Source organism: Streptomyces sp. NPDC016851 (genome assembly GCF_055562795.1).
In genome coordinates this window covers 134,775-156,181 of sequence record NZ_JBVHEP010000001.1, presented here as the reverse complement: position 1 = coordinate 156,181, position 21,407 = coordinate 134,775, and the positions used below count along the sequence as shown (strand labels likewise).

20 protein-coding genes are annotated in these 21,407 nt (G+C 70.2%); 13 read left to right on the top strand and 7 right to left on the bottom strand.

The window, feature by feature from the left end; genetic code table 11:
• Nucleotides 1-76 precede the first annotated feature (76 nt).
• The 8 genes from ACZ3I3_RS00690 (at nt 77) to ACZ3I3_RS00655 (ending at nt 8,433) form a co-directional block, all read left to right on the top strand.
• Nucleotides 77-904, top strand: a complete 828-nt coding sequence (locus ACZ3I3_RS00690; RefSeq protein ID WP_467361407.1) for an intradiol ring-cleavage dioxygenase — start codon at nt 77-79, stop codon at nt 902-904.
• A gap of 134 nt (nt 905-1,038) precedes the next feature.
• A complete protein-coding gene (locus tag ACZ3I3_RS00685; RefSeq protein ID WP_467361405.1) occupies nt 1,039-2,865 on the top strand; it encodes an acyl-CoA dehydrogenase in 1,827 nt (608 codons plus the stop codon).
• 74 nt (nt 2,866-2,939) lie between these two features.
• Nucleotides 2,940-4,238: a M18 family aminopeptidase gene (locus ACZ3I3_RS00680; protein ID WP_467361404.1), complete on the top strand. Its 1,299-nt coding sequence runs from the start codon at nt 2,940-2,942 to the stop codon at nt 4,236-4,238.
• Nucleotides 4,239-4,324: 86 nt separating this feature from the next.
• A complete protein-coding gene (locus ACZ3I3_RS00675) occupies nt 4,325-4,579 on the top strand; it encodes a DUF6458 family protein (RefSeq protein ID WP_356927226.1) in 255 nt (84 codons plus the stop codon).
• 766 nt (nt 4,580-5,345) lie between these two features.
• Nucleotides 5,346-5,675, top strand: coding sequence for a hypothetical protein (locus ACZ3I3_RS00670; RefSeq protein ID WP_399165527.1), 330 nt, complete (start codon nt 5,346-5,348; stop codon nt 5,673-5,675).
• Between the two features lie 36 nt (nt 5,676-5,711).
• A complete protein-coding gene (locus ACZ3I3_RS00665) occupies nt 5,712-6,485 on the top strand; it encodes an ABC transporter ATP-binding protein (RefSeq protein WP_467361403.1) in 774 nt (257 codons plus the stop codon).
• Nucleotides 6,482-7,801: a hypothetical protein gene (locus ACZ3I3_RS00660; protein WP_467361401.1), complete on the top strand. Its 1,320-nt coding sequence runs from the start codon at nt 6,482-6,484 to the stop codon at nt 7,799-7,801. Before ACZ3I3_RS00665 ends, ACZ3I3_RS00660 begins: the two co-directional genes overlap by 4 nt.
• Nucleotides 7,798-8,433 (top strand): hypothetical protein, encoded by a 636-nt coding sequence (locus tag ACZ3I3_RS00655; protein ID WP_467361399.1) that lies wholly within the window; start codon nt 7,798-7,800, stop codon nt 8,431-8,433. Before ACZ3I3_RS00660 ends, ACZ3I3_RS00655 begins: the two co-directional genes overlap by 4 nt.
• A gap of 87 nt (nt 8,434-8,520) precedes the next feature.
• On the opposite strand, the gene ACZ3I3_RS00650 is transcribed toward ACZ3I3_RS00655, so the two are convergent.
• Nucleotides 8,521-10,338 carry a thioredoxin-like domain-containing protein gene (locus tag ACZ3I3_RS00650; protein WP_467361397.1) on the bottom strand — a complete coding sequence of 606 codons (1,818 nt, stop codon included), beginning with the start codon at nt 10,336-10,338 and terminating at the stop codon, nt 8,521-8,523.
• Nucleotides 10,335-10,760 carry a cupin domain-containing protein gene (locus ACZ3I3_RS00645; protein ID WP_086564871.1) on the bottom strand — a complete coding sequence of 142 codons (426 nt, stop codon included), beginning with the start codon at nt 10,758-10,760 and terminating at the stop codon, nt 10,335-10,337. Before ACZ3I3_RS00645 ends, ACZ3I3_RS00650 begins: the two co-directional genes overlap by 4 nt.
• Nucleotides 10,761-10,812: 52 nt before the next feature.
• On the opposite strand from ACZ3I3_RS00645, the gene ACZ3I3_RS00640 reads away from it, so the two are divergent.
• A complete protein-coding gene (locus tag ACZ3I3_RS00640; RefSeq protein ID WP_467361396.1) occupies nt 10,813-11,805 on the top strand; it encodes a GlxA family transcriptional regulator in 993 nt (330 codons plus the stop codon).
• The gene (locus ACZ3I3_RS00635; protein WP_467361394.1) at nt 11,802-12,293 is read left to right on the top strand and encodes an LURP-one-related/scramblase family protein; all 492 of its coding nucleotides are present in this window, start codon (nt 11,802-11,804) and stop codon (nt 12,291-12,293) included. The genes ACZ3I3_RS00640 and ACZ3I3_RS00635 overlap by 4 nt, the downstream gene beginning before the upstream one ends.
• 10 nt (nt 12,294-12,303) lie before the next feature.
• Here ACZ3I3_RS00635 and ACZ3I3_RS00630 read toward each other — a convergent pair whose 3' ends face one another.
• Complete coding sequence (locus ACZ3I3_RS00630) at nt 12,304-13,101, bottom strand: carbon-nitrogen family hydrolase (RefSeq protein WP_467361392.1); 798 nt, start codon at nt 13,099-13,101, stop codon at nt 12,304-12,306.
• Between the two features lie 191 nt (nt 13,102-13,292).
• Between ACZ3I3_RS00630 and ACZ3I3_RS00625 the strand changes: the two genes are divergently transcribed.
• Together ACZ3I3_RS00625 and ACZ3I3_RS00620 are read left to right on the top strand one after the other, a co-directional pair.
• Nucleotides 13,293-14,117 (top strand): maleylpyruvate isomerase family mycothiol-dependent enzyme, encoded by an 825-nt coding sequence (locus tag ACZ3I3_RS00625; protein WP_467361391.1) that lies wholly within the window; start codon nt 13,293-13,295, stop codon nt 14,115-14,117.
• Nucleotides 14,118-14,282: 165 nt separating this feature from the next.
• The gene (locus ACZ3I3_RS00620) at nt 14,283-15,026 is read left to right on the top strand and encodes an SAM-dependent methyltransferase (protein ID WP_467361390.1); all 744 of its coding nucleotides are present in this window, start codon (nt 14,283-14,285) and stop codon (nt 15,024-15,026) included.
• A gap of 1 nt (nt 15,027) precedes the next feature.
• On the opposite strand, the gene ACZ3I3_RS00615 is transcribed toward ACZ3I3_RS00620, so the two are convergent.
• Together ACZ3I3_RS00615 and ACZ3I3_RS00610 are read right to left on the bottom strand one after the other, a co-directional pair.
• On the bottom strand, nt 15,028-16,323 hold the full coding sequence (locus tag ACZ3I3_RS00615) for an MFS transporter (RefSeq protein ID WP_467361389.1): 1,296 nt from the start codon (nt 16,321-16,323) through the stop codon (nt 15,028-15,030).
• Nucleotides 16,320-16,970 (bottom strand): GntR family transcriptional regulator, encoded by a 651-nt coding sequence (locus tag ACZ3I3_RS00610; RefSeq protein ID WP_467361387.1) that lies wholly within the window; start codon nt 16,968-16,970, stop codon nt 16,320-16,322. Before ACZ3I3_RS00610 ends, ACZ3I3_RS00615 begins: the two co-directional genes overlap by 4 nt.
• A gap of 208 nt (nt 16,971-17,178) precedes the next feature.
• Between ACZ3I3_RS00610 and ACZ3I3_RS00605 the strand changes: the two genes are divergently transcribed.
• Nucleotides 17,179-18,078, top strand: coding sequence for a D-alanyl-D-alanine carboxypeptidase family protein (locus ACZ3I3_RS00605; protein WP_467361386.1), 900 nt, complete (start codon nt 17,179-17,181; stop codon nt 18,076-18,078).
• Between the two features lie 81 nt (nt 18,079-18,159).
• Here ACZ3I3_RS00605 and ACZ3I3_RS00600 read toward each other — a convergent pair whose 3' ends face one another.
• The gene (locus ACZ3I3_RS00600; RefSeq protein ID WP_467361385.1) at nt 18,160-18,984 is read right to left on the bottom strand and encodes a twin-arginine translocation signal domain-containing protein; all 825 of its coding nucleotides are present in this window, start codon (nt 18,982-18,984) and stop codon (nt 18,160-18,162) included.
• A gap of 61 nt (nt 18,985-19,045) precedes the next feature.
• Nucleotides 19,046-21,280, bottom strand: a complete 2,235-nt coding sequence (locus tag ACZ3I3_RS00595) for a glycoside hydrolase domain-containing protein (RefSeq protein ID WP_467361383.1) — start codon at nt 21,278-21,280, stop codon at nt 19,046-19,048.
• Between the last annotated feature and the right edge of the window lie 127 nt (nt 21,281-21,407).

The window sequence follows — 21,407 nt, the reverse complement described above, 5'->3', positions numbered from 1 at the left end:
AGTCCCGGAAAACCGACAGCGAGTTGACAGCGCCGGCTCTGTGGATCGCCGCGCCCGGCGCTCGTAGCGTCGGACCATGAACGGACCCCATGACGAAGGCCCGCACGAGCACGACAGGGGCCTGTCGTACGACCTGCCCGTCCTCGCCCGCCGCCGGATGATCCGGCTGATGGCGGGCGTGAGCCTGGTCCCGCTGGTGGGCTGCACGACGGAGGACACGACCACGGCGTCCTCCGCCTCCCCGTCGGCCTCCTCCGCTTCGGCGGCCGCCGAGTGCGCGGAGATCCCCGAGGAGACGGCCGGGCCCTTCCCCGGTGACGGCTCGAACGGCGTGAACGTGCTGAAGGAGAGCGGGGTCGTCCGCAGCGACATCAGGAAGAGCTTCGGCGACTCCGCGGGCGGCACCGCCGAGGGCGTCCCCCTGACGATCACGCTGACGGTGGTGGACGCGGCCTCCGGGTGCGGCACACCGAAGCAGGGCGCCGCCGTCTACGTCTGGCACTGCGACCGGGACGGCGCCTACTCCCTGTATTCCGAGGGCGTCACCGAGGAGAACTACCTGCGGGGCGTCCAGGAGACGGACGACAAGGGCCGGGTCACGTTCACCAGCATCTTCCCCGGCTGCTACCCGGGCCGCTGGCCGCACGTCCACTTCGAGGTCTACGGCAGCCTGGCCGACGCCACCGCGGCCACGTCGATCACCAACACCTCGCAGCTCGCCTTCCCGAAGGACGTCTGCGACGCGGTGTACGCCACGGACGGCTACGGCGACAGCGTGCGGAACCTGAGCAGCCTCTCCCTGGAGGACGACGGCATCTTCAGCGACGGCCACGAGCGGCAGCTGGCGGCGATGGCGGGCAGTGCGGGCGACGGCTACACCGCGACCTTGACCGTTCCGGTGTGACCTGTCACAGATGACCGGATGGGGTTGCGCCTTATTACTGACGGGTAGCATCATCGTAGCTACTTGTTGGTACGTGAACTAGCGCGAGGAGCCAGTGCCTCGCCGATCTCTCTAGGGAGCCGGGAGCCGTCGCCATGGGGCACTACAAGTCGAATCTCCGCGACATCGAGTTCAACCTCTTCGAAGTACTCGGGCGCGACAAGGTGTACGGCACCGGCCCGTTCGAGGAGATGGACGTCGAGACCGCGAAGAGCATCCTGGAGGAGCTGACGCGCCTCTCGGAGAACGAGCTGGCCGAGTCCTTCATCGACGCCGACCGCAACCCGCCGGTCTTCGACCCGGAGACCAACACGGCGCCGGTCCCCGCGTCCTTCAAGAAGAGCTACCAGGCCTTCATGGACTCCGAGTACTGGCGTCTCGGCCTGCCCGAGGAGATCGGCGGCACCACCTCGCCCCGCTCCCTGATCTGGGCGTACGCCGAGCTCATCCTGGGCGCCAACCCGGCCGTGTGGATGTACTCCTCGGGCCCGGCCTTCGCCGGCATCCTCTTCGAGGAGGGCAACGAGGTCCAGAAGCACATAGCCAAGATCGCCACGGAGAAGCAGTGGGGCTCCACGATGGTGCTCACCGAGCCCGACGCGGGCTCCGACGTGGGCGCCGGCCGCACCAAGGCCGTGCAGCAGGAGGACGGCTCCTGGCACATCGAGGGCGTGAAGCGCTTCATCACCTCGGGTGAGCACGACATGTCGGAGAACATCCTCCACTACGTGCTCGCGCGTCCCGAGGGCGCCGGTCCCGGCACCAAGGGCCTGTCCCTCTTCCTCGTCCCGAAGTACCTCTTCGACTTCGAGACCGGCGAGCTGGGCGAGCGCAACGGCGTCTACGCCACGAACGTCGAGCACAAGATGGGCCTGAAGGCCTCCAACACCTGCGAGATGACCTTCGGCGACCAGCACCCCGCCAAGGGCTGGCTGATCGGCGACAAGCACGACGGCATCCGCCAGATGTTCCGCATCATCGAGTTCGCCCGCATGATGGTCGGCACGAAGGCGATCTCCACGCTGTCCACGGGCTACCTGAACGCGCTGGAGTACGCCAAGGAGCGCGTCCAGGGCCCGGACCTGGCGAACTTCATGGACAAGACCGCGCCCAAGGTCACCATCACGCACCACCCGGACGTGCGCCGCTCGCTGATCACGCAGAAGGCGTACGCCGAGGGCATGCGCGCCCTGGTGATGTACACCGCCTCGATCCAGGACGCCATCCAGATCAAGGAGGCCGCCGGCGAGGACGCCTCCACCGAGCACGCGCTGAACGACCTGCTCCTGCCGATCGTCAAGGGCTACGGCTCCGAGAAGGGCTACGAGCTGCTCGCCCAGTCGCTCCAGACGTTCGGCGGCTCCGGCTTCCTGCAGGAGTACCCGATCGAGCAGTACATCCGGGACTCCAAGATCGACACCCTCTACGAGGGCACCACGGCGATCCAGGGCCAGGACTTCTTCTTCCGGAAGATCGTCCGTAACCAGGGCGCCGCGCTGAACTCCCTCGCCGAGGACATCAAGAAGTTCCTGGCCCTCGGCACGGGCGGCGAGGAGCTGGCCGGGGCCCGCGAGCACCTCGCCAAGGCCGCTGTCGAGCTGGAGGCCATCGTCGGCCTGATGCTCACCGACCTCGCCGCCACCGAGCAGGACGTCAAGAACATCTACAAGGTCGGGCTCAACACCACCCGCCTGCTGATGGCCTCCGGTGACGTCGTCGTCGGCTACCTGCTGCTCAAGGGCGCCGCGATCGCCGCCGAGAAGCTGGAGACCGCCTCCGCCAAGGACAAGGCCTTCTACACCGGCAAGATCGCCGCGGCCAAGTTCTTCGCCGCCAACGTCCTGCCGGGCGTCACCCTGGCCCGCAAGGTCGCCGAGGGCGTCGAGCTGGACCTGATGGAGCTGGACGAGGCCGCGTTCTGATCCTCATGTCCTCTGTTCGAGGGCCTGTTCCCCTACGCCGGGAACGGGCCCTCGTCCGTCGTTAAGGTGAACCCATGACCGAACCAGCCCGCTTCGACCGCGGCCACACCGACGACCTCATGACCTTCCTGGCGGCGAGCCCCTCGCCGTACCACGCCGTGGCCACAGCTGCCGAGCGGCTGGAGAAGGCCGGCTTCAGGCAGGTCGCCGAGACGGACGCCTGGGACGGGACGCGCGGCGGCAAGTACGTGCTGCGCGGCGGCGCGATCGTCGCCTGGTACGTGCCGGAGGGCGCCGCGCCGCACACGCCGTTCCGGATCGTCGGCGCCCACACCGACTCCCCCAACCTGCGCGTCAAGCCGCTCCCCGACAGCGGGGCACACGGCTGGCGCCAAGTGGCCGTGGAGATCTACGGCGGACCGCTGCTCAACTCCTGGCTGGACCGCGACCTGGGCCTCGCGGGCCGGCTCACCCTGCGCGACGGCTCGACCCGCCTGGTCAACGTCGACCGGCCGCTGCTGCGCGTCCCGCAGCTCGCCATCCACCTGGACCGCTCGGTGACGGCGGACGGCCTCAAGCTCGACAAGCAGCGGCACATGCAGCCGGTCTGGGGCCTGGGCCACGACGTGCGCGACGGCGACCTGATCGCCTTCCTGGAGGAGACCGCCGGCATCCCGGCCGGCGAGGTCACCGGCTGGGACCTGATGACGCACTCCGTGGAACCGCCCGCCTACCTGGGCCGCGACCGCGAACTGCTGGCCGGTCCGCGCATGGACAACCTGCTGTCGGTCCACGCCGGCACGGCGGCCCTCGCGGCCGTGGCCTCCGGCGCGTCCCAGCCGGCGTCCATCCCCGTCCTGGCCGCCTTCGACCACGAGGAGAACGGCTCCCAGTCGGACACGGGCGCAGACGGGCCGCTGCTCGGCAACGTGCTGGAACGCTCGGTGTTCGCGCGCGGCGGCTCCTACGAGGACCGGGCCCGCGCCTTCGCCGGCACGGTCTGCCTGTCCTCCGACACGGGCCACGCCGTCCACCCCAACTACGCGGAGCGGCACGACCCGACACACCACCCGCGCGTCAACGGCGGCCCGATCCTCAAGGTCAACGTCAACAACCGCTACGCCACGGACGGTTCGGGCCGCGCGGAGTTCACGGCGGCCTGCGAGGCGGCCGACGTGCCCTTCCAGTCCTTCGTCTCCAACAACTCCATGCCCTGCGGCACCACGATCGGCCCGATCACCGCCGCCCGGCACGGCATCCGGACCGTCGACATCGGCGTGGCCATCCTGTCGATGCACAGCGCACGCGAACTGTGCGGCGCCGACGACCCGTTCCTGCTCGCGAACGCGTTGACGGCGTTCCTCGAGAGGTAGAACAGGCCGTCACCGCATGGGTGTTCCCCTCGGGGGTACCCGGTGTGCGGACCGGAACGACCGGACCGTACAGGGAGGCGACACTCATGGGCCTCGGCGGATGCATCATCCTCATCGCCGTGGGAGCCATCCTCACGTTCGCGACCGACTGGGACATGCAGGGGGTCAATCTCGACCTCGTCGGCATCATCCTGATGATCGTCGGACTGATCGGCGTCACGACGTTCAGCAGCATCGCCAGGCGGCGGCGCGTGGTGGTGCCGCCCACGACGTCGGTCGTGGAGGACCCGGCGGCCCACCATCACCGCCGCGACGGCTACAGCGACGGATACGGGGTCTAGGTCCGTGCGCATCAGCACGCCGCCGGCGCGCCCCGAAAGGCGAGCCTGCGGCGGCCAGACGACCGGGCCCGCCCGCTGCACTGGCTGATCTCGCCCGGTCAGCGGGGTGACAGCCCGATGTTCACCGCGGTGCTGGACGGCTTACGCATCCGGCGCCGCGGCACGGGCCGTCCGCGCAGCCGGCCGGACCGGGTGCGCGGTGACAAGGCGTACTCCAGGGCGAGCACTTACGGGATGTCCGGGGCGTGCTCGCCCGATAGCCGTCCTTCTCCTACCGGACGGGCCGCGGGATTGGAGCCTGCCCGGAACCACCGTCCGGGCAGCCGTGTCATGGCTTGATCCGGTCGCGCGGAGAACACCCCAGAGGCGCAACATAGACGAGTCGGCACACTCCGAGTGTCCTGTAACGGATTCGCGTCCAGTGACGCAGAAGAAAGCAGCGCGTCTACAAAGCAGAGAAGAAACTGGTGTGAGTTGCACTAAAGCAGCACAAGCCGCTATTGCAGCACTGCTCACCTTTCTGCCTTTGTCGTAAAAGTCACCAAGAAGAGCGAGATAACTGCACTCAGCCATTCCGGCCCTGAAATTACGGCAAGATCATTTCGCTTGCCCGCCTGCCACCCTCATGATATTTTCCTACTCCGCACAAAAGCTGGACCGGCTTTGTGCGCATCGGAAATCACAGCAGGGGGTACAAATGAAGAGATTTGGCCGGAAGAGTGGCATAGTCGCGGCATGTGCCGGCGCCGCACTCCTTGGAGGGTTGGTGACCGCCATTCCGGCGATGGCGGCACCGAGCGGATGCGCTGAGCCGTCCGTCAAGTTCAATGTCGTCACCGGGAGCACCCTGTGGGGGCAGTCCAAGGCGTCTTGCAATTCTGCCAAGTCGAGCACGCTGACCACTGAGATCAAGTGGGACAAGAACCTCCTTCCTGACCCGCTCACGGCGAAGAACGCGATGACGGACACGCGGAAGGACTGGACGGTCGGGGTGTCCAGTTGCGACAACGGCAACAAGCGTGGCTACTACGCGCGGGGGTACTGGAAGGGCGGCACCTACCACGACACGTCTCCCCGCGACGTCCGAGCCTGCTGACGCCTGAGAACCATTAGAACGTAGGAAGGCTGGGGCGTGGCAACGGTTGTAGCCGATGGATTGGTGCAGCGACGCGGAAAGCGTACGGTTCTGCGGGGTGTTACTTTTTCGCTGGACAGTGGCGTGACCGCCCTTCTCGGGCCGAATGGCGCGGGAAAGACGACTCTGCTGGAAACGGTCGTCACGCTCCTGCCCCCTGCCGGTGGCGGCATTCAGGTTTTTGGCGAGGATTACAGCGACAAGAAGGCCCGGGAGCGAGCGCGGCAGCGAATTGGATATTTGCCGCAGAATTTCGGATACGTCGCGTCGTTCAGCGTTGAGGACTTCGTCTCGTACGTGGCGTGGACCAAGGGGATGAAGGGTGTGTCCGCCGCACAGGCCGTGCGCGAGGCCGTCGCCGCTGTGGGGCTGACGGACAGTGCCTCGGTACGCATGGCGAAGCTGTCCGGTGGCATGCGGCAACGGGCGGGGATCGCAGCGGCGATGGTCCACCGTCCCGATTTCCTCGTACTCGACGAACCCACCGTCGGTCTGGACCCGCGTCAGCGTTCGGACTTCCGCAAGATGGTGCGCGGCCTCGCCGACACCACGCCCGTGCTGCTGAGCACCCACCTCACTGACGACGTGTCCGCGATGTGCGACGACGTGCTGGTCCTCGAAGACGGGGACATCGTCTTCCAGGGCACTGTGCGCGAACTGGCTGCGGCCGGGGCGTCGTCCGAGGAGGGGGACACGGAGCTGGAGCGGGGCTACCACACGGTCGTCGGCCGCCAGGGACACGGCTCCGAAGCCCAGGGCGGTGCACGATGAGCGGTTTGCGGACCGGCATCCTGAGGGGTGCCGCACTGGAGACGCGTACCCGCTGGCACCTCTGGGCCGTCCTCGTCCTGATCTTCGTCAGTGTGTGGAACGCCTTCGGCAACCTCACTCCGGGCGTGGGTTTCTGGCCCAACGCCGTCCACTCCGTGGTGCTCTCCGGTGTCCTGAGCAGCTGTGGGATGGCCGGACTCGCGGCACTCGCGGGGGGCCGGGAGCAACAGCGCGGACTCTCCTACCTGACCGGGATGAGTTCGGTTCCCGCCTGGTGGCTGCCTGGTGCCCAGCTGCTCGCCATGGTCGCCTGGGCGTCCCTGGCGTACGGCTTCGTCGCCGTGGCGGTCGTGGTCAGGGTGCTGTTGGAAGCACCCGCAGGCGAGATCGGGATCAGCGGGTGGCTCGCGGGTTGGTGTGCCGTGGTGGCCTGGACGGTGCTCGGATATTCTGTCGGCCGACTGTGGCCCAGTCGCTTCACCGCACCCCTCGCTGCCGTGGTGCCCTTCGCCGTCTACGTGGTGCACTACGACCTGGTCGGGCAGCCCGGTTACCTTCTCTTCCCGTTCCTGGACGAACTTGTCACGCCGTACGATCTGCCGCACGACGGCCTCTACGCAGGCCAGGCCGTCTGGCTCGCCGGGGTGGCGGTGGCCGGCGCCGGTGTGTGCCTCGCCCGCCTGTTGTCGCGGCGGGCGATCATCGGGGTCGCAGTGGCCTCACTGGCCCTGGCGGTCACCGGTGTCGCGGTGCTCAGCCCTCTGCACGGGCGCTTCCACCAGCCCGCCCTCAGCACAGCCGAGTCCGCGCGGTTGTCGACGGTGTGCACCACCTCCCGGGGCCTGGCGATCTGTGTGCACCCGGCGTTCGAGAGTGCGCTGCCCGAGGTGCGGGACACCTTCACGGACACGGCCACTCGGCTGGCGCACACCCCGCAGCGTATGACCCGGCTCGTCCAGCAGGAGCGCAGCAGCACCCCTGCTCCGGGCACCGCGCCGTTGTACCTCGACGATCTGCGTCCCGGCCGGGTCGAGGAAGCGCGAGAGGACCTGATCAGCTCCTTGACGGACTTCAAGGCCTGCAACCTGACACAGGACAACCCGCGAATCGCAGCCCTGACCGAACTCGTGCAGCAGTGGCTGGCGCACGGCCGCGCGGACGCCTCAGCAGTGCCCGGACTCCCCGCGCCGACCACGGAACTACGCACAGCACAGCAGACGATCAACAAGTGGTCCAACGGACAGGGCAGCACCTGGCTGAGCGACCACTGGGGCGCGTTCCGGACGTGCACGCTCTCGGGCCAGGACTTCCGGTGAGCCCGCGCGAAGCCGGCGGTGTCCGTGGGGCCCGCGGGCCTGTCCTGTACTGCCGCAGTCGCCGGCTGGCCGTCTCCGTCCTGCTCCTGGCGGCCGTCGCCGTCACCTCCCTTGTCCTCAACGGCGCGCTGGTGAAGGTCGGTTACTCCTCGGACCAGAACACACCTGTCACCCTGATCCTGCTCCCCGCGGTCTGCGCGGTGATCCTCTCGGCCACCGCTCACGGTTCGATGCAGCCCTGGGACGGCCTTGGCGGGCCGGTGATCCGTCGCGCCAGGCTGGCCCACACCGGGCTGGTCTCCCTCGGGGCCGCGCTGGCTGCCTGGGCCCTGCTGCCGACCGACATCCTGGACGACCGTGGAGGCGCGGCCGTCGCACGGAACGTCCTCGCCCTGTGCGGCCTGGCCCTGCTGGCCGTGCGCCTCATCGGGAGCTCCCTCGCCTGGTGCGTCCCGTTGCTGCTCGCAGTGGTGACCCTGACGTTGGGCATCGAGCCGCAGGTCTCCTGGCTGTGGTCCTGGCTGCTGGCAGCGAACGCGGATATGGGCGCCGGGGTGACGGCCGCGGCCCTGTGGCTCACCAGCATGGTGGTCTTCGCGCAGCAGGGGGAACGCCGGTCCGCCCCCCTGTGACCCGGGGAAAGGAGTGACCGTCCCGGCAAACCTCCGCACACGCAGGACGACTGCAGCGACGGGTACGGGGTGTGACCCCCGCCCGGATCAGGTGTCCATCCCGGCCAGCACCAGGGGAAGCCGGTCCGTCCCGGCCTCGATGAGGCGGACGGGGATGCCCCAGTCCTGCTGGTGGACGTGACACGCCGGGTACTCGCTGTCGGCGTCGTCGTCGCAGGAGGCTGCCATCGCGGAGACGTGCAGCACGCCCTCCGGCACGGAGGGGTCGAGTTCGAGGGCGCGGGAGAGGTCACTCCCCGCGCCCTCGCCGCTGCGCAGCAGCTCCGGCGGGGTGGAGGAGACCAGCAGGCGTGTGGAGGGGCCGTACCGGGTGTCGAGCTTCTGGCCCGCCGGGGCCTGGAAGATCACGTCCAACCGGAGCCGCCCGGGGGTGACTTCGGTCGCCTCCCGCCGCGTGCGGTGGGCGACCTCGGGCACCTTCACCGCCTCCTCCGGCAGCCGCAGCCGGGTCAGCCGGTGCCGGGCCGACTCCACGACCACGATGTCGTCTCCGGCGAGCACCGCGTCGCTGGGCTCGCGCAGGTCCGTGGCCAGGGTGGTGACCTCGCCGGTCGCGGGGTCGTAGCGCCGCAGGGCGTGGTTGTAGGTGTCGCTGACCGCGACCGAGCCGTCCGGCAGGGCCGTGACGCCCAGCGGGTGCTGGAGCAGGGCCTGTCCGGCGGCGCCGTCGCGGTGGCCGAAGTCGAACAGGCCGGTGCCGACGGCGGTGTGGACGGAGCCGTCCGGGTCCACCCAGCGCAGGGCGGACGTCTCGGAGTCGGCGAGCCAGAGGCGCTCGGGGGTGGCGGCGAGGCCGGATGGCTGCGCGAACCAGGCCTCGGTCCCCGGGCCGTCCACCAGCCCCTCGTTCGTCGTCCCGGCCGCGACCGCGACCGTGCCCTCGACCGGGTCGTACGCCCACAGCTGGTGGACACCGGCCATGGCGATCCAGACCTTGCCCCGCCAGAAGGCGACGTCCCAGGGGGAGGAGAGGTCGACCTCGCGGGCGGGGCCGGAAGTGGGTGAGCCCTGCCACCACTGCCTGCCCGTACCGGCGAGGGTGGTGACGTCACCGGTGGTGAGGTCCAGCCGTCGCAGGGCGTGGTTGACGGTGTCGGCGACGGCCACCGACCCGTCGTCGAGGAGGGCGAGCCCCTGCGGCTCGTTGAAGGCGGCCCTGTCCGTCGGTCCATCGGCGAACCCGCGCGTGCCGGACCCGATCCGCCGCACGACGCTCTCCCCGTCCTCGGCGAGTTCCACCAGCTGGTGCCGGGTCGTGTCGCTCACCAGGAAGTTCCCGGACGGCAGCAGCAGCGCCTTGCCCGGGAACCGCAGCACCGTCGGCTCCGGCTCCGGCGGCACGTACGGTCCGTCCCCGCGTCGCAGCGTCCCCTTGGCCTCGTGCTCGGCCTCCAGCTCCGCCACCAGCCGCTCGATGGCGTGCACATGCCCCTCACCGGCGTGCTGGGCGACGACGTACCCCTCGGGGTCGATCACGACGAGCGTCGGCCAGGCGCGCACGGCGTACTGCTTCCACGTGGACAGCTCCGGGTCGTCGAGCACCGGGTGCTCCACCCCGTACCGCTCGACGGCGTCCACCACCGCCTGGTGCTCGGCCTCGTGCACGAACTTCGGCGAGTGCACCCCGATCACCACGACCGTGTCCCGGTGCTTCTCCTCCAGCTCGCGCAGCTCGTCCAGGACATGCAGGCAGTTGATGCAGCAGAACGTCCAGAAATCCAGGACGACGATGCGTCCTCGCAGGTCGGCGAGGGTGTACTGCTGCCCGCCCGTGTTCAGCCAGCCGCCCTTGCCGGTCAGCTCGGGGGCGCGGACGCGGGCCCGTCGGGGTGCGGAGTGGTTCATGCGTCCAGGGTGTCATCCGGCACTGACAGCCGGTCCAGCGCATGGCCGGTCGTGGCGTCCACGTGCTCGGGCACGTCGTCGTGACGGTCGCCGACCGTGAGGGTGCCGGTCGGTTCGAACATGAGGATCGCGGTCGGGACGGGGGCGTACGGCTTGTGCTCGGTGCCGCGCGGGACGGTGAAGACGCTGCCCCTGGGCAGGACGACCGTGCGCTCGCCGGCCGGTTCGCGCAGGCCGATGTGGAGTTCGCCGTCGAGGACGAGGAAGAACTCGTCGGTGTGGTCGTGGACGTGCCAGACGTGCTCGCCCTCGACCTTCGCGACGCGGACGTCGTAGTCGTTGACGGCGGTGACGATGCGCGGGCTCCACTGCTCGGAGAAGGAGGCCAGCGCGTGGGCGAGGGAGACGGGTTCCTGGGTCATGGAGTGATCTTCAGGGGTGCCGTGGGTCTGGCACGAGTGCTAGAAATCGCACATGCCGCAAGGATCCTCGCATCGCCCGCACCGGGTCGTCCTGATGGTGGACGAGAACTCGAACCCCTTCGAGATGAGCTGCGCCATCGAGGTCTTCGGGCTGCGCAGGCCGGAGCTCGGGCGGGAACTGTACGACTTCCGGCTGTGCTCCGCCGCACCGCACACGCGCATGCGGGACGGCTTCTTCACGCTCACCGGAGTGGCCGGGCTGGAGGCCGCCGAGGAGGCGGACACCCTGATCGTGCCGAACCGGCCCGACACCGGCACTCCCCGCGCGCCACGCGTCCTCGATGCCGTACGCCGGGCACACGCGCGTGGTGCCCGGCTGGTCGGCTTCTGCTCGGGTGCCTTCACGATGGCGGAGGCCGGGCTGCTGGACGGCCGGCGGGCGGCCTGCCACTGGATGTGGGCGGAGTCCTTCAGGGCGAGGTTCCCCGAGGTCCGGCTGGAGCCCGACGTGCTGTTCGTGGACGACGGCGACATCCTGACCGCCTCCGGCAGCGCCTCGGCGCTGGACCTGGGCCTGCACGTCGTACGACGGGACCACGGCGCCGAGATCGCCAACCACGTCTCCCGGCGGCTGGTGTTCGCCGCGCACCGGGACGGCGGGCAGCGGCAGTTCGTCGAGCGGCCGGTCCCGGACGTACGGGACGAGTCCCTGGCACCCCTGCTGGAATGGGCGCAGGAGCGGCTGGGCGAGCCGCTGACGGTGGCGGACCTGGCCGCACGCGCGCGTGTCAGCCCCGCCACGCTCCACCGGCGCTTCCGCACCCAGCTCGGCACGACACCGCTCGCGTGGCTGACGGGGGAGCGCGTGGCGCTGGCCTGCCGGCTGATCGAGCGGGGCGAGGAACGGCTGGACGTCGTGGCGGCCCGCAGCGGGCTCGGCACGGCCGCCAACCTGCGCAACCGGCTGCGGCGGGCGACCGGGCTCAGCCCGTCGGCCTATCGGCGGCGTTTCGGCAGCGGCGCCGGGGAAGCCCTGGTGTCATGAGATTCCTCGTGTACGACCGGCTCCTCGGCTTCGGTGACGACTACTGGATCGAGGACGACCGCGGCGCCAAGGTGTTCCTCGTCGACGGCAAGGCGCTGCGCCTGCGGGACACCTGGGAGCTGAAGGACACCCAGGGGCGCGTCCTCGTCGACATCCACCAGAAGATACTCGCCCTGCGCGACACGATGGTGCTCCAGCGGGGCGGCGAGCCGCTGGCGACGATCCGCCGCAAACGGCTGTCCCTGCTGCGCAACCACTACCGGGTGTCCCTGGCCGACGGCAGCGAGCTGGACGTCAGCGGCAAGATCCTCGACCGCGAGTTCGCCGTCGACTACGACGGCGAACTGCTGGCGGTGATCTCCCGGCGGTGGCTGACCGTACGGGACACCTACGGTGTGGACGTCGTCCGCGAGGACGCGGATCCGGCTTTGCTGATCGCGGTGGCCGTGTGTGTGATCCACCTGGCGGAGAAGGAGCGGGAGGGCTGAGGGCGCGCCCTCAGGGCCTGCGAGGAGGCTGGAGCCCCAGCACCCGGTCCTTCAGCGCCGGGAACTGCTCACGGGTGGTGGCGACCTTCCCGGGGTCGAACTCCACCGTCAGGACCTCTTCGCCGGCGCCCGCCTGGGCCAGGACCTCGCCCCACGGGTCGACCACGATCGAGTGACCGGCCTGGGGAACTCCGGCGTGCGTCCCGGCCGTTCCACACGCGACGACGAACGACTGGTTCTCGACCGCCCGCGCCTGAGCCAGCAGCGTCCAGTGCGACCGGCGGCGCTCCGGCCAGCCCGCCGGAACCACGAGCGTCTCGGCACCGGCGTCGACGAGACCGCGGAAGAGTTCGGGGAAGCGGAGGTCGTAACAGGTGCCGAGGCCCAGGGTGGTCGCCGGCAGACGGACCGTCACGAGCTCGGCACCCGCGCCCATCAGCACGGCCTCGCCCTTGTCGAAGCCGAAGCGGTGGATCTTGCGGTAGACGGCGGCGAGGTCGCCGGAGGGGGAGAAGACGAGGGAGGTGTTGTAGAGGGGACCGTCCGGGTCACGCTCGGGAATCGACCCCGCGTGCAGCCACACACCCGCGTCGCTCGCGGCCTTCGCCATCGCCTCGTACGTCGGCCCTTCGAGCGGCTCGGCCTCCCGCCCGAACTCCTCGTAGGCGAAGGCACCCGTGGTCCACAGCTCCGGCAGAACGACGAGATCGGCCCCGGCCTGATCCCGGACCATCGAGGCCACCCGCCGACGGCGCGATTCGACCGATTCGCCCTCGTCTACGGCGATCTGGATCACAGAGGCGCGCACACTACCACCGTCCTGGCATTCGACCCGTCCACATGGGGTTCCCCACGGGCCTACGATCGTCACACGAAAGCACTGCCGGGGTGCCTCACAGCAGCGTAACTTAGCTGCCAAGACACCCGCCGACAGCCGCCACCTCCCACTGGCAACCGCCACCACCTGCCCGTGCACCGACCGCCGAGGGGTCCCGTTCCGTGAGTCTGCATCCCACCCTCCAGCCCTACGCCGACGCCTGGACCCACTCCGTCGAAGCGATATCCGAGCTGCTCCAGCCGCTCGCGGAGGCCGAGTGGAACCGGCGGACGCCGTGCCCCGGGTGGTCGGTGCGGGACGTGGTCTCCCATGTCATCGGCCTGGACTGCGAGATGCTGGGCGACCCGCGCCCCATCCACACGCTGCCGCGCGACCTGTTCCACGTGACGAACGACCACCAGCGCTACATGGAGATGCAGGTCGACGTCCGCCGTCACCACACGGCACCGGAGATGACCTCCGAGCTGGAGTACGTGATCATCCGCCGCAACCGCCAGCTGCGCAACGACTCGCGCGACCCGGGCACGAAGGTCCGCGGCCCGCTCGGCACGGAGCTGACCCTCGAGGAGTCCATGCGCCGGCACGCCTTCGACGTGTGGGTGCACGAGCAGGACCTGCGCACGGCCCTCGGCCGGCCCGGCAACCTCGACTCCCCCGGCGCGCATGTCGCCCGTGACGTGCTGCTCGGCGAACTCCCGCGGGTGGTCGCCGAGGACGCTCAGGCACCGCGCAGCTCGGCCGTCGTCTTCGACGTCCACGGCCCCATCGAGTTCCTGCGCACCATCCGCGTCGACATCCAGGGCCGCGGCACCCTCGAAACGGCCCCCGCGCTCGGCCCCGCCGCCACCCTCACCCTCGACTGGGAGACGTACGTCCGCCTGGCCTGCGGCCGCGTGACACCCGAGTCGGTCTCCGACCGCCTGAAGACGGAGGGCGACCCGGACCTGACGGCGGCGATCCTGCACAACTTCACGGTGACGAAATAGGGCCGATCTGCTGAGCTGCGGGCAGTCGTGCCGCTAGGGGCGGCACGGGTGGGCGCAGCGGCACCTCGCCGCGCCGAGCTGCGCACCCACCCGGCCCCGGCACCGACGGACAGGGTCGCAAAACCCCATGCCGCCAACGCCCCACTCCACGTATCGTCCCTGCGCATGACAACCCCGCCCCGCCACACCCGCCTCACCTTCCACGGCCCCCTGTCCGAAGCACGCGCAGACCGACTGGTCACCCGCCTGACCCCCCACACGCCCGCCACGGTGCTGGACATCGGCTGCGGCTGGGGCGAGCTCATGCTCCGCATCCTCACCGCCACCCCGAAGGCAACCGGCACCGGCATCGACATCAACGCCGAGGACCTGGCCCGCGCCCGCCGGACCGCCGAGGAACGGGGCCTCGCGGACCGGGTCCGTTTCCTGGAGGAGTCCGCCACCGGAACCCCCCACGGCCCCGCCGACCTCGTCCTGTGCGTAGGCGCGAGCCAAGCCCTCGGCAGCGAACTGCCCCAAGCCCTCGCAGAACTCCGCAGGCTCGTCACCGACCACGGCCGCGTCCTCCTAGGCGAAGGCTTCTGGCAGCGCACCCCGACCGAGGCCGAGCTGGCCGGCATGTGGCCGGACGCGAAGGCGACCGACCACCCCGACCTCGCGACCCTCGTCGGCCTGGCCGTCGACGCGGGGTTCCGGCCGGAGTGGACGGAGACCGCGAGCCTCGACGAATGGGAGGAGTTCGAGTCGGCGTACCTCGCGGACACCGAGGTGTGGCTCGCCCGGCACCCCGGCCACCCCCAGGCCGCCGAGGCCCGGGAACGCGCCGACCGCCACCGAGCCGCCTGGCTCACCTACCGCGGCGTTCTCGGCCTGGCGTACCTCACCCTCGTACCGGTAGCGGCCCGTTGACCTAGGCCGGCACGTGCACCGTCTCCACCCGGCTCGCCACCAGCCGCTCCCGCTCACGCCGGGCCGCCTGCTTGCGCAGCCGCAGGATCTGCGTGATCCCGAGCGCCTGGAGCACGAACACGAAGGAGAAGGCCACGGTGTAGTCGTCGCCGGTGGCGTCGAGCAGCACGCCGACCGCGAACAGCGTGGTCATGGAGGCCACGAAGCCGCCCATGTTGGTGATGCCGGAGGCCGTGCCCTGCCGCTCGGGCGGGTTCGCCGGGCGGGCGAAGTCGAAGCCGAGCATCGAGGCGGGCCCGCAGGCCCCGAGCACCGTGCACAGCACGATCAGCAGCCACATCGGGGCGTGCGGGCCGGGGTAGGCCAGCGTCGCCGCCCAGAGGGCCGCCGTCGTCCCGACCGTGCCGAGGGCGAGCGGGAGCCGCGCCCCGTGGTGCCGGGCGACGATCTGCCCGTAGACCAGGCCGACGACCATGTTCGACAGCACGACCAGGGTGAGGAGTTCGCCGGCCGTGGCCCGGGACAGTCCCTGTGCTTCGACGAGGAACGGCATGCCCCACAGCAGCAGGAACACCATCGCCGGGAACTGGGTCGTGAAGTGCACCCACAGTCCGAGCCGCGTCCCCGGCTCCCGCCAGGAGGCGGCGATCTGCCGCCGTACGTAGGCCGCGCCCTGGTGCGGGAGCGGCGCTGGCTCGTGGCCCTCCGGGTGGTCCTTCAGGAACAGCAGCACCAGGACGAACACCACGGCCCCGGCGACCGCGCTGCCCGCGAAGGCCGGCGTCCAGCCGACGCCGTGCAGCAGCCGGGCCAGGACGAGGGTGGAGACGAGGTTGCCCGCCATGCCCGCGAGCCCCGCGAACTGGGCGACGAGCGGCCCGCGCCGGGCCGGGAACCACCGCGTGCCGAGCCGCAGCACGCTGATGAACGTCAGCGCGTCACCGCAGCCGAGCAGCGCCCGGGAGGCGAGCGCCATGCCGTACGAGGGGGAGAACGCGAAACCCAGCTGCCCGGCCGTGAACAGCACCGCCCCGAGGGCGAGCACCTTCTTGGTGCCGAGCCGGTCGACGAGCAGGCCGACGGGTATCTGCATGCCCGCGTAAACCAGCAGTTGGAGGATGGAGAAGGTGGAGAGCGCGGAGGCGTTGACGTGGAAGCGGTCGGCGGCGTCGAGGCCGGCGACGCCCAGGGACGTGCGGAAGATGACCGCGACGAAGTAGACCGAGACGCCGATGCCCCAGACGGCCAGCGCGCGGCGGCCGCCCGGCGGATCGCCCGGCAGCGTCGTGCTGCTCATCGGACCTCCCCCCGGGCCAGGTGCGAGAACCAGCCGATGTGCCGGTGGACCAGTCCGACGGCCGCCTCGGCGTCCCCGGCGCGCAGCGCCTCGAGGATCTCCTCGTGCTCGGCGAGGGTCTTGGCGATCCGGTCGGGGTGGGAGTGCATGACGGCGACGCCCATCCGCAGCTGGCGGTCGCGCAGCTGGTCGTAGAGGCGGGAGAGGATCTCGTTGCCGCCGCTGCGGACGATCTCGGCGTGGAAGCAGCGGTCGGTGACGGCGGCCCCGGCGAGGTCTCCTTCGGCGGCCTGCCGCTTCTGCCGGGCCAGCAGCTCCTCAAGGCGCTCGATGAGCCCGGGGGGCGCGGGCACGGCCTTGCGCGCCGCGTGCTCCTCGACGAGCAGCCGGGTCTCGACGACGTCGGCGATCTCCTGGGCGGAGACGGGCAGGACGAGGGCGCCCTTCTTCGGGTAGAGCCGGATCAGCCCCTCGGCCTCCAGCCGGAGCAGCGCCTCGCGTACCGGCGTGCGTGAAACCCCGACGGCCTCGGCGAGCTCGCCCTCGGTGAGCAGGGTCCCGCCCTCGTAACGGCGCTCCAGGACGCCCTGTTTGACGTGGGCGTAGACACGGTCGGCGGCGGGGGGTTGCTTCACGGCCAAGGTCATGCCGACAGGATAGATACAACACGTACGCATGGATGCATTCGTCCAGTATGCGGACTCGAATGTCACACATCTGTGGCAAAGAGGGGGTCCCGCTCGGCAATGGCACAACCAGGTGTGCTAGTTACGAGTCAGACACGTGCGGCCCCTTTCCCCTCGTCCTCAACTCGGCCGCACCGTTGGGGCATTCGACGCAATCGGGGTACTTCACTTGATAACCGGCATTCAGGGCACCCGTCTCCGCAGAGCCGCGGCCGCCGCCGTCACCACCGGCGCCATGCTCGCGACCGGAGCCCTCACCGCTGCGCCCGCGCAGGCCGCCACGGCGCCCTCCATCGCCGCCAAGGGCGGCTATGTGATGAACAACGCGACCGGCAAGTCGCTCTACACCAAGGCGGCCGACACGCGCCGCTCCACCGGCTCGACCACCAAGATCATGACCGCCCTGGTGGTGCTGAAGCAGCCGAAGCTCAACCTGGACAGCAAGGTCACGATCCAGAAGGCGTACAGCGACTACATCGTCGACAACAACTGGGCGTCGAACGCCAAGCTGATCGTCGGCGACAAGGTCACCGTCCGCCAGCTGCTGTACGGCCTGATGCTGCCGTCCGGCTGCGACGCGGCGTACGCGCTCGCCGACAAGTTCGGCTCGGGCTCGACGCGGGCGGCGCGCGTGAAGTCGTTCATCGGCAAGATGAACACCACCGCCAAGGACCTGGGTCTGAAGAACACCCACTTCGACTCGTTCGACGGCATCGGCAAGGGCGCCAACTACTCCACGCCGCGCGACCTGACGAAGATCGCCAGCAGCGCCATGAAGAACTCCACGTTCCGCACGGTCGTCAAGACGAAGAAGTACACGGCCAAGACGACCACCAAGTCCGGCGGCACGCGGACGATGGCGCCGTGGGAGAACACCAACCCGCTGCTGTCGAGCTACTCCGGCGCGATCGGCGTGAAGACCGGTTCCGGCCCGGAGGCCAAGTACTGCCTGGTCTTCGCCGCCACCCGGAACGGCAAGACGGTCATCGGCACGGTCCTCGCCTCGACCGACGCGACCGCGCGGAAGTCGGACGCGACGAAGCTGCTGAACTACGGCTTCGCGAAGTAAGACCGCACGGGAAAAGGCACGAAAGGGGGGCTCACCGCCGTCGGCGGTGAGCCCCCCTTCGTTGAGCCCCCCTTTCGTTCGTCACACAGCGGTGCGCTGCCGGCGTTCCAGCGCCCGGGCCGCCTTGCGCCGGCCGCCGGCCAGCACGTTCACCGGGGCGCCCGCACCGGCTCCCGGCTCCAGCTGCCAGCCCCGGATCCGTGCCGCGACCTCGGCAAGCCGCTTGTCACCGGGCCGTACGTCGATGGAGAACAGCGACTCGTCGGGCGTGGGGTCGTCGCCGCCCCAGCGGACGACGCCGTCGAGCTCGGCGAGGATGTCGCGGATCACGACCTCCTGCTGCGGGAAGAAGCCGCCCCGGGCACCGCGCGGGTAGAAGCCGGGCCGGATCCGCACCGCCGTGCCGGACGCCAGGTTGGACTCCGGGCGGCCCTTGCCGACGCCGGACGGGTCGTGCCAGCCCACGGCGTCGCCCCGGCGCAGCCGGTCGACCTCGTAGTGGAACCGGCGCACCAGATGGACGAGGACGGTCTCCACGTCGCCCATGCGGACGGCGATGCCCGTGAGCGGGGTGCCGGGCACGGGGCGGGTGTAGACGGTGCCGCCGTCGTCCGCGACGTTCTCCATCTCCCAGCCGTTGTGGGAGCGCGAACCGGCCAGCACGCGCCGGGTCCGGTCCTGCGCGCTGCGCAGGGCGTCCCGCACGCGGCCCGGGATGGGGTTGTGCGCGTCGGCGTACGCCTGGGACAGGAAGTGCGAGACGGGCAGGGCGGCGACGCCCACGGCACCGCCGACGGCGGCGACACGGCCGAGCAGGGCGCGACGGGACAGACCCCGGCGGTGCGCGGCGCCCGGTCCGGACCGTCTGCGGGTGAGACGGGGTATGTGGGGGAGGTTGAGGTTCACGGACTCTCGATTCAGCGATTCACGCGGTGCCGGCGTTGCTTCACGCCTTGCGGGCGTTGCTTCACGCGTTGCGGACGATGCTGTTGTACTTCTCGAAGATCTGGTAGACGGCCAGGCTCTGGTGGGTCTGCGCCTCCACGTCGGGGTCCCAGGCCCGGTAGCGGCGCAGCAGCTCGGTGATCTCGAACTCGGCGAGGTCCAGGCGCATGGACCGCGGGGTGGTGACGCGGTCGCCGGGGGGCAGTTGGCCGCCGGGCCTGCCCCGTGTGCCCCACAGGTGGACCAGGGCCGCGGTGCGCACGCTGAACGCGTTGTCCTTGCTCAGCTGCTGCCACACGGACCAGAGGTCGGCGTCCTTGGCCGGGTCGCGGCGGTCGCCGGTGGTGAAGCCCCAGCCGATGCAGTGGTTCCAGGCCTGGATGGCGTCGGAGGCGCTGATCTGCCCGATGCCGGTGTGCGAGTCCTTGACCTGGCCGGAGCCGGTTTGGTGGTGGTCGGCGACCTGCTGGTCGGTGGCCTGGTCGGCGAGGCTGTAGTCGCGCATGGCCCAGTAGACGGCCGTCTGGATCAGTGCCTTGCGCATCTTGTACGTGTGCGACAGCTCGGTGATCAGACCGTCCTGGTCCTGGATCGCCTCCACCGCCTGGGCGTTGGTGTAGAGCCCGGCGTCACCGCCGACGCCGCCCAGGTCCGGGCGTCCGATCGACCGCATGTAGCGCGCGAGGTCGGCCCGCAGCCCGGGCACCTGACTTTCATCGAGGGCGACGTCCGGCACGGCGGGCCGCGGCCGGTCGAACGAGCCCTGCCCGGTGTCACGGCCCGAGGCGATGTCGACGTCGACCTCCAGCTGCCCGTCGCCCGAGCCGAGGGTGCGGATGACGAACTGGTCGTAGGCCCAGTCGTTCGGCAGCGGGCGCCCGGCGTTGCCGTCGAAGCCCGGGGACATGTCGGCCACGAAGCTCGCCGTCGTGTAGCCGGCCGCGCCGACCTGCGCGCAGACGTTGCGGGAGCCGTAGACCCCGATCTCGTACGGGTGGCCGGAGTCCGCCATCGCCTCCTTGATGCCCTTGAAGTGGGGCAGGACGTTCGCGGTGATCTCGGGGTCGATCGCGTCGAAGTCGACGGCGAAGAAGATCCGGGTGCCCCTCTTGAAGCCGTGGTCGAGGGCGGCGTTGAGCGCCGCGTACCCGGCCGTGCGCCCGGCGACGTAGTCGAAGTCCGAGGCGTCGTTGTTGACGGTCTGGTAGATCGGGAAACAGCGCAGGCCGTTCTGGGCGATGACCTGCAACTCGCCCGGCTGGATGGCCTTCTCCGGCAGGGACGTGGCGCTCGGGTTGGTGAGGTAGCGGCCGACGTACGTGATCCCGGCGGCCTTGAGGGCCGCCGCGCGGGCCGGGGTGACCTTGGCGATGGTGTCGCAGGCCTTGCCCTGGCGCGACTGGTCGCCGTAGGACGCCAGGAGCGAGGCGAAGGTCGCGAAGTCGCCCTCGCCCGTGGCCGGGAGGGCGACGAAGGTCTGGAAGGACCGCACGGCCGCGGCGAGGTAGGAGTCGAAGGTGTCGGTGAGGGCGACGGGCCGCCGGTTCACGACCATCCCGGCGGAGAACAGCCGGACGTAGACGCCCTGGTCGCCCTGCCGCACGGGGTGCGCCTTCAGGGCCGACTGGGTGCCGGGACCGAAGTTGCCGTTGGCGGTGCCGTCGGCCATGCCCAGCTCGTACTGCGTGCCGAGGACCAGCGCCCGGGCCAGGTCCCGGGACACGCGCCCGTCGCAGGCGACGGCGAAGAAGTCCTGCCGGTGCAGAAAGCGCCCGTTGAGCCACTGCTGCACGTCGCGGACCTGCCGGGTGCCGGAGGGGCCGAGGACGTACGAGTCCATCGTCAGCAGTGCCTTGAACACCTTCGGCGTCAGATCGGCGCCAGGGAAGGCCTGTTGGACGCCCATGTCGGTCTTGAGCTTCGTCACGGCCGCCTGGACCCGCTCGCCGTACGTGCCGTCCAGGGCGCCGCCGTCGTAGCCCTTGCAGTACAGGCCGGACTGGATGATGCGGCAGAAGTCGGGGGAGGGGACGGTGTCCGCGTTCAGTTTGGGGAACTTGGCGGTCAGCGTCGAAAGGGTGGTGGGGCCGAAGTTGTCGGACAGGGTCGTGATGCCCAGCTCGTACTGGAGGGCGCGGGTCAGGGCGTAGAGGGTCGCCCAGTCGGTCTCGCCGGTTTCCTCCACGGTCGTACCGATACGGCTGCCGTAGACGGAGTTCACGAATCTCTGGGCCCTGAGCACCATGGGGTCGCGCATGAAGAGTGATCGTATGTCCGGCTAAACCGCTTACTGTGGGGTACTTGGGCGGGTCTGCGGAGCTTCTTGTGCTCTTCGTCGTACCTCTGGTTCACCCACCGGGCAGACGGCGGCGGCCCCCCGCCCG

What these genes read in the sequence shown, in the direction of transcription:
- ACZ3I3_RS00690 (WP_467361407.1), top strand. Translation starts at nt 77, where the DNA reads ATGAACGGACCCCATGACGAAGGCCCGCACGAGCACGACAGGGGCCTG.
- ACZ3I3_RS00685 (WP_467361405.1), top strand. Translation starts at nt 1,039, where the DNA reads ATGGGGCACTACAAGTCGAATCTCCGCGACATCGAGTTCAACCTCTTC.
- ACZ3I3_RS00680 (WP_467361404.1), top strand. Translation starts at nt 2,940, where the DNA reads ATGACCGAACCAGCCCGCTTCGACCGCGGCCACACCGACGACCTCATG.
- ACZ3I3_RS00675 (WP_356927226.1), top strand. Translation starts at nt 4,325, where the DNA reads ATGGGCCTCGGCGGATGCATCATCCTCATCGCCGTGGGAGCCATCCTC.
- ACZ3I3_RS00660 (WP_467361401.1), top strand. Translation starts at nt 6,482, where the DNA reads ATGAGCGGTTTGCGGACCGGCATCCTGAGGGGTGCCGCACTGGAGACG.
- ACZ3I3_RS00650 (WP_467361397.1), bottom strand. Translation starts at nt 10,338, where the DNA reads ATGAACCACTCCGCACCCCGACGGGCCCGCGTCCGCGCCCCCGAGCTG.
- ACZ3I3_RS00645 (WP_086564871.1), bottom strand. Translation starts at nt 10,760, where the DNA reads ATGACCCAGGAACCCGTCTCCCTCGCCCACGCGCTGGCCTCCTTCTCC.
- ACZ3I3_RS00640 (WP_467361396.1), top strand. Translation starts at nt 10,813, where the DNA reads ATGCCGCAAGGATCCTCGCATCGCCCGCACCGGGTCGTCCTGATGGTG.
- ACZ3I3_RS00635 (WP_467361394.1), top strand. Translation starts at nt 11,802, where the DNA reads ATGAGATTCCTCGTGTACGACCGGCTCCTCGGCTTCGGTGACGACTAC.
- ACZ3I3_RS00620 (WP_467361390.1), top strand. Translation starts at nt 14,283, where the DNA reads ATGACAACCCCGCCCCGCCACACCCGCCTCACCTTCCACGGCCCCCTG.
- ACZ3I3_RS00615 (WP_467361389.1), bottom strand. Translation starts at nt 16,323, where the DNA reads ATGAGCAGCACGACGCTGCCGGGCGATCCGCCGGGCGGCCGCCGCGCG.
- ACZ3I3_RS00610 (WP_467361387.1), bottom strand. Translation starts at nt 16,970, where the DNA reads ATGACCTTGGCCGTGAAGCAACCCCCCGCCGCCGACCGTGTCTACGCC.
- ACZ3I3_RS00595 (WP_467361383.1), bottom strand. Translation starts at nt 21,280, where the DNA reads ATGCGCGACCCCATGGTGCTCAGGGCCCAGAGATTCGTGAACTCCGTC.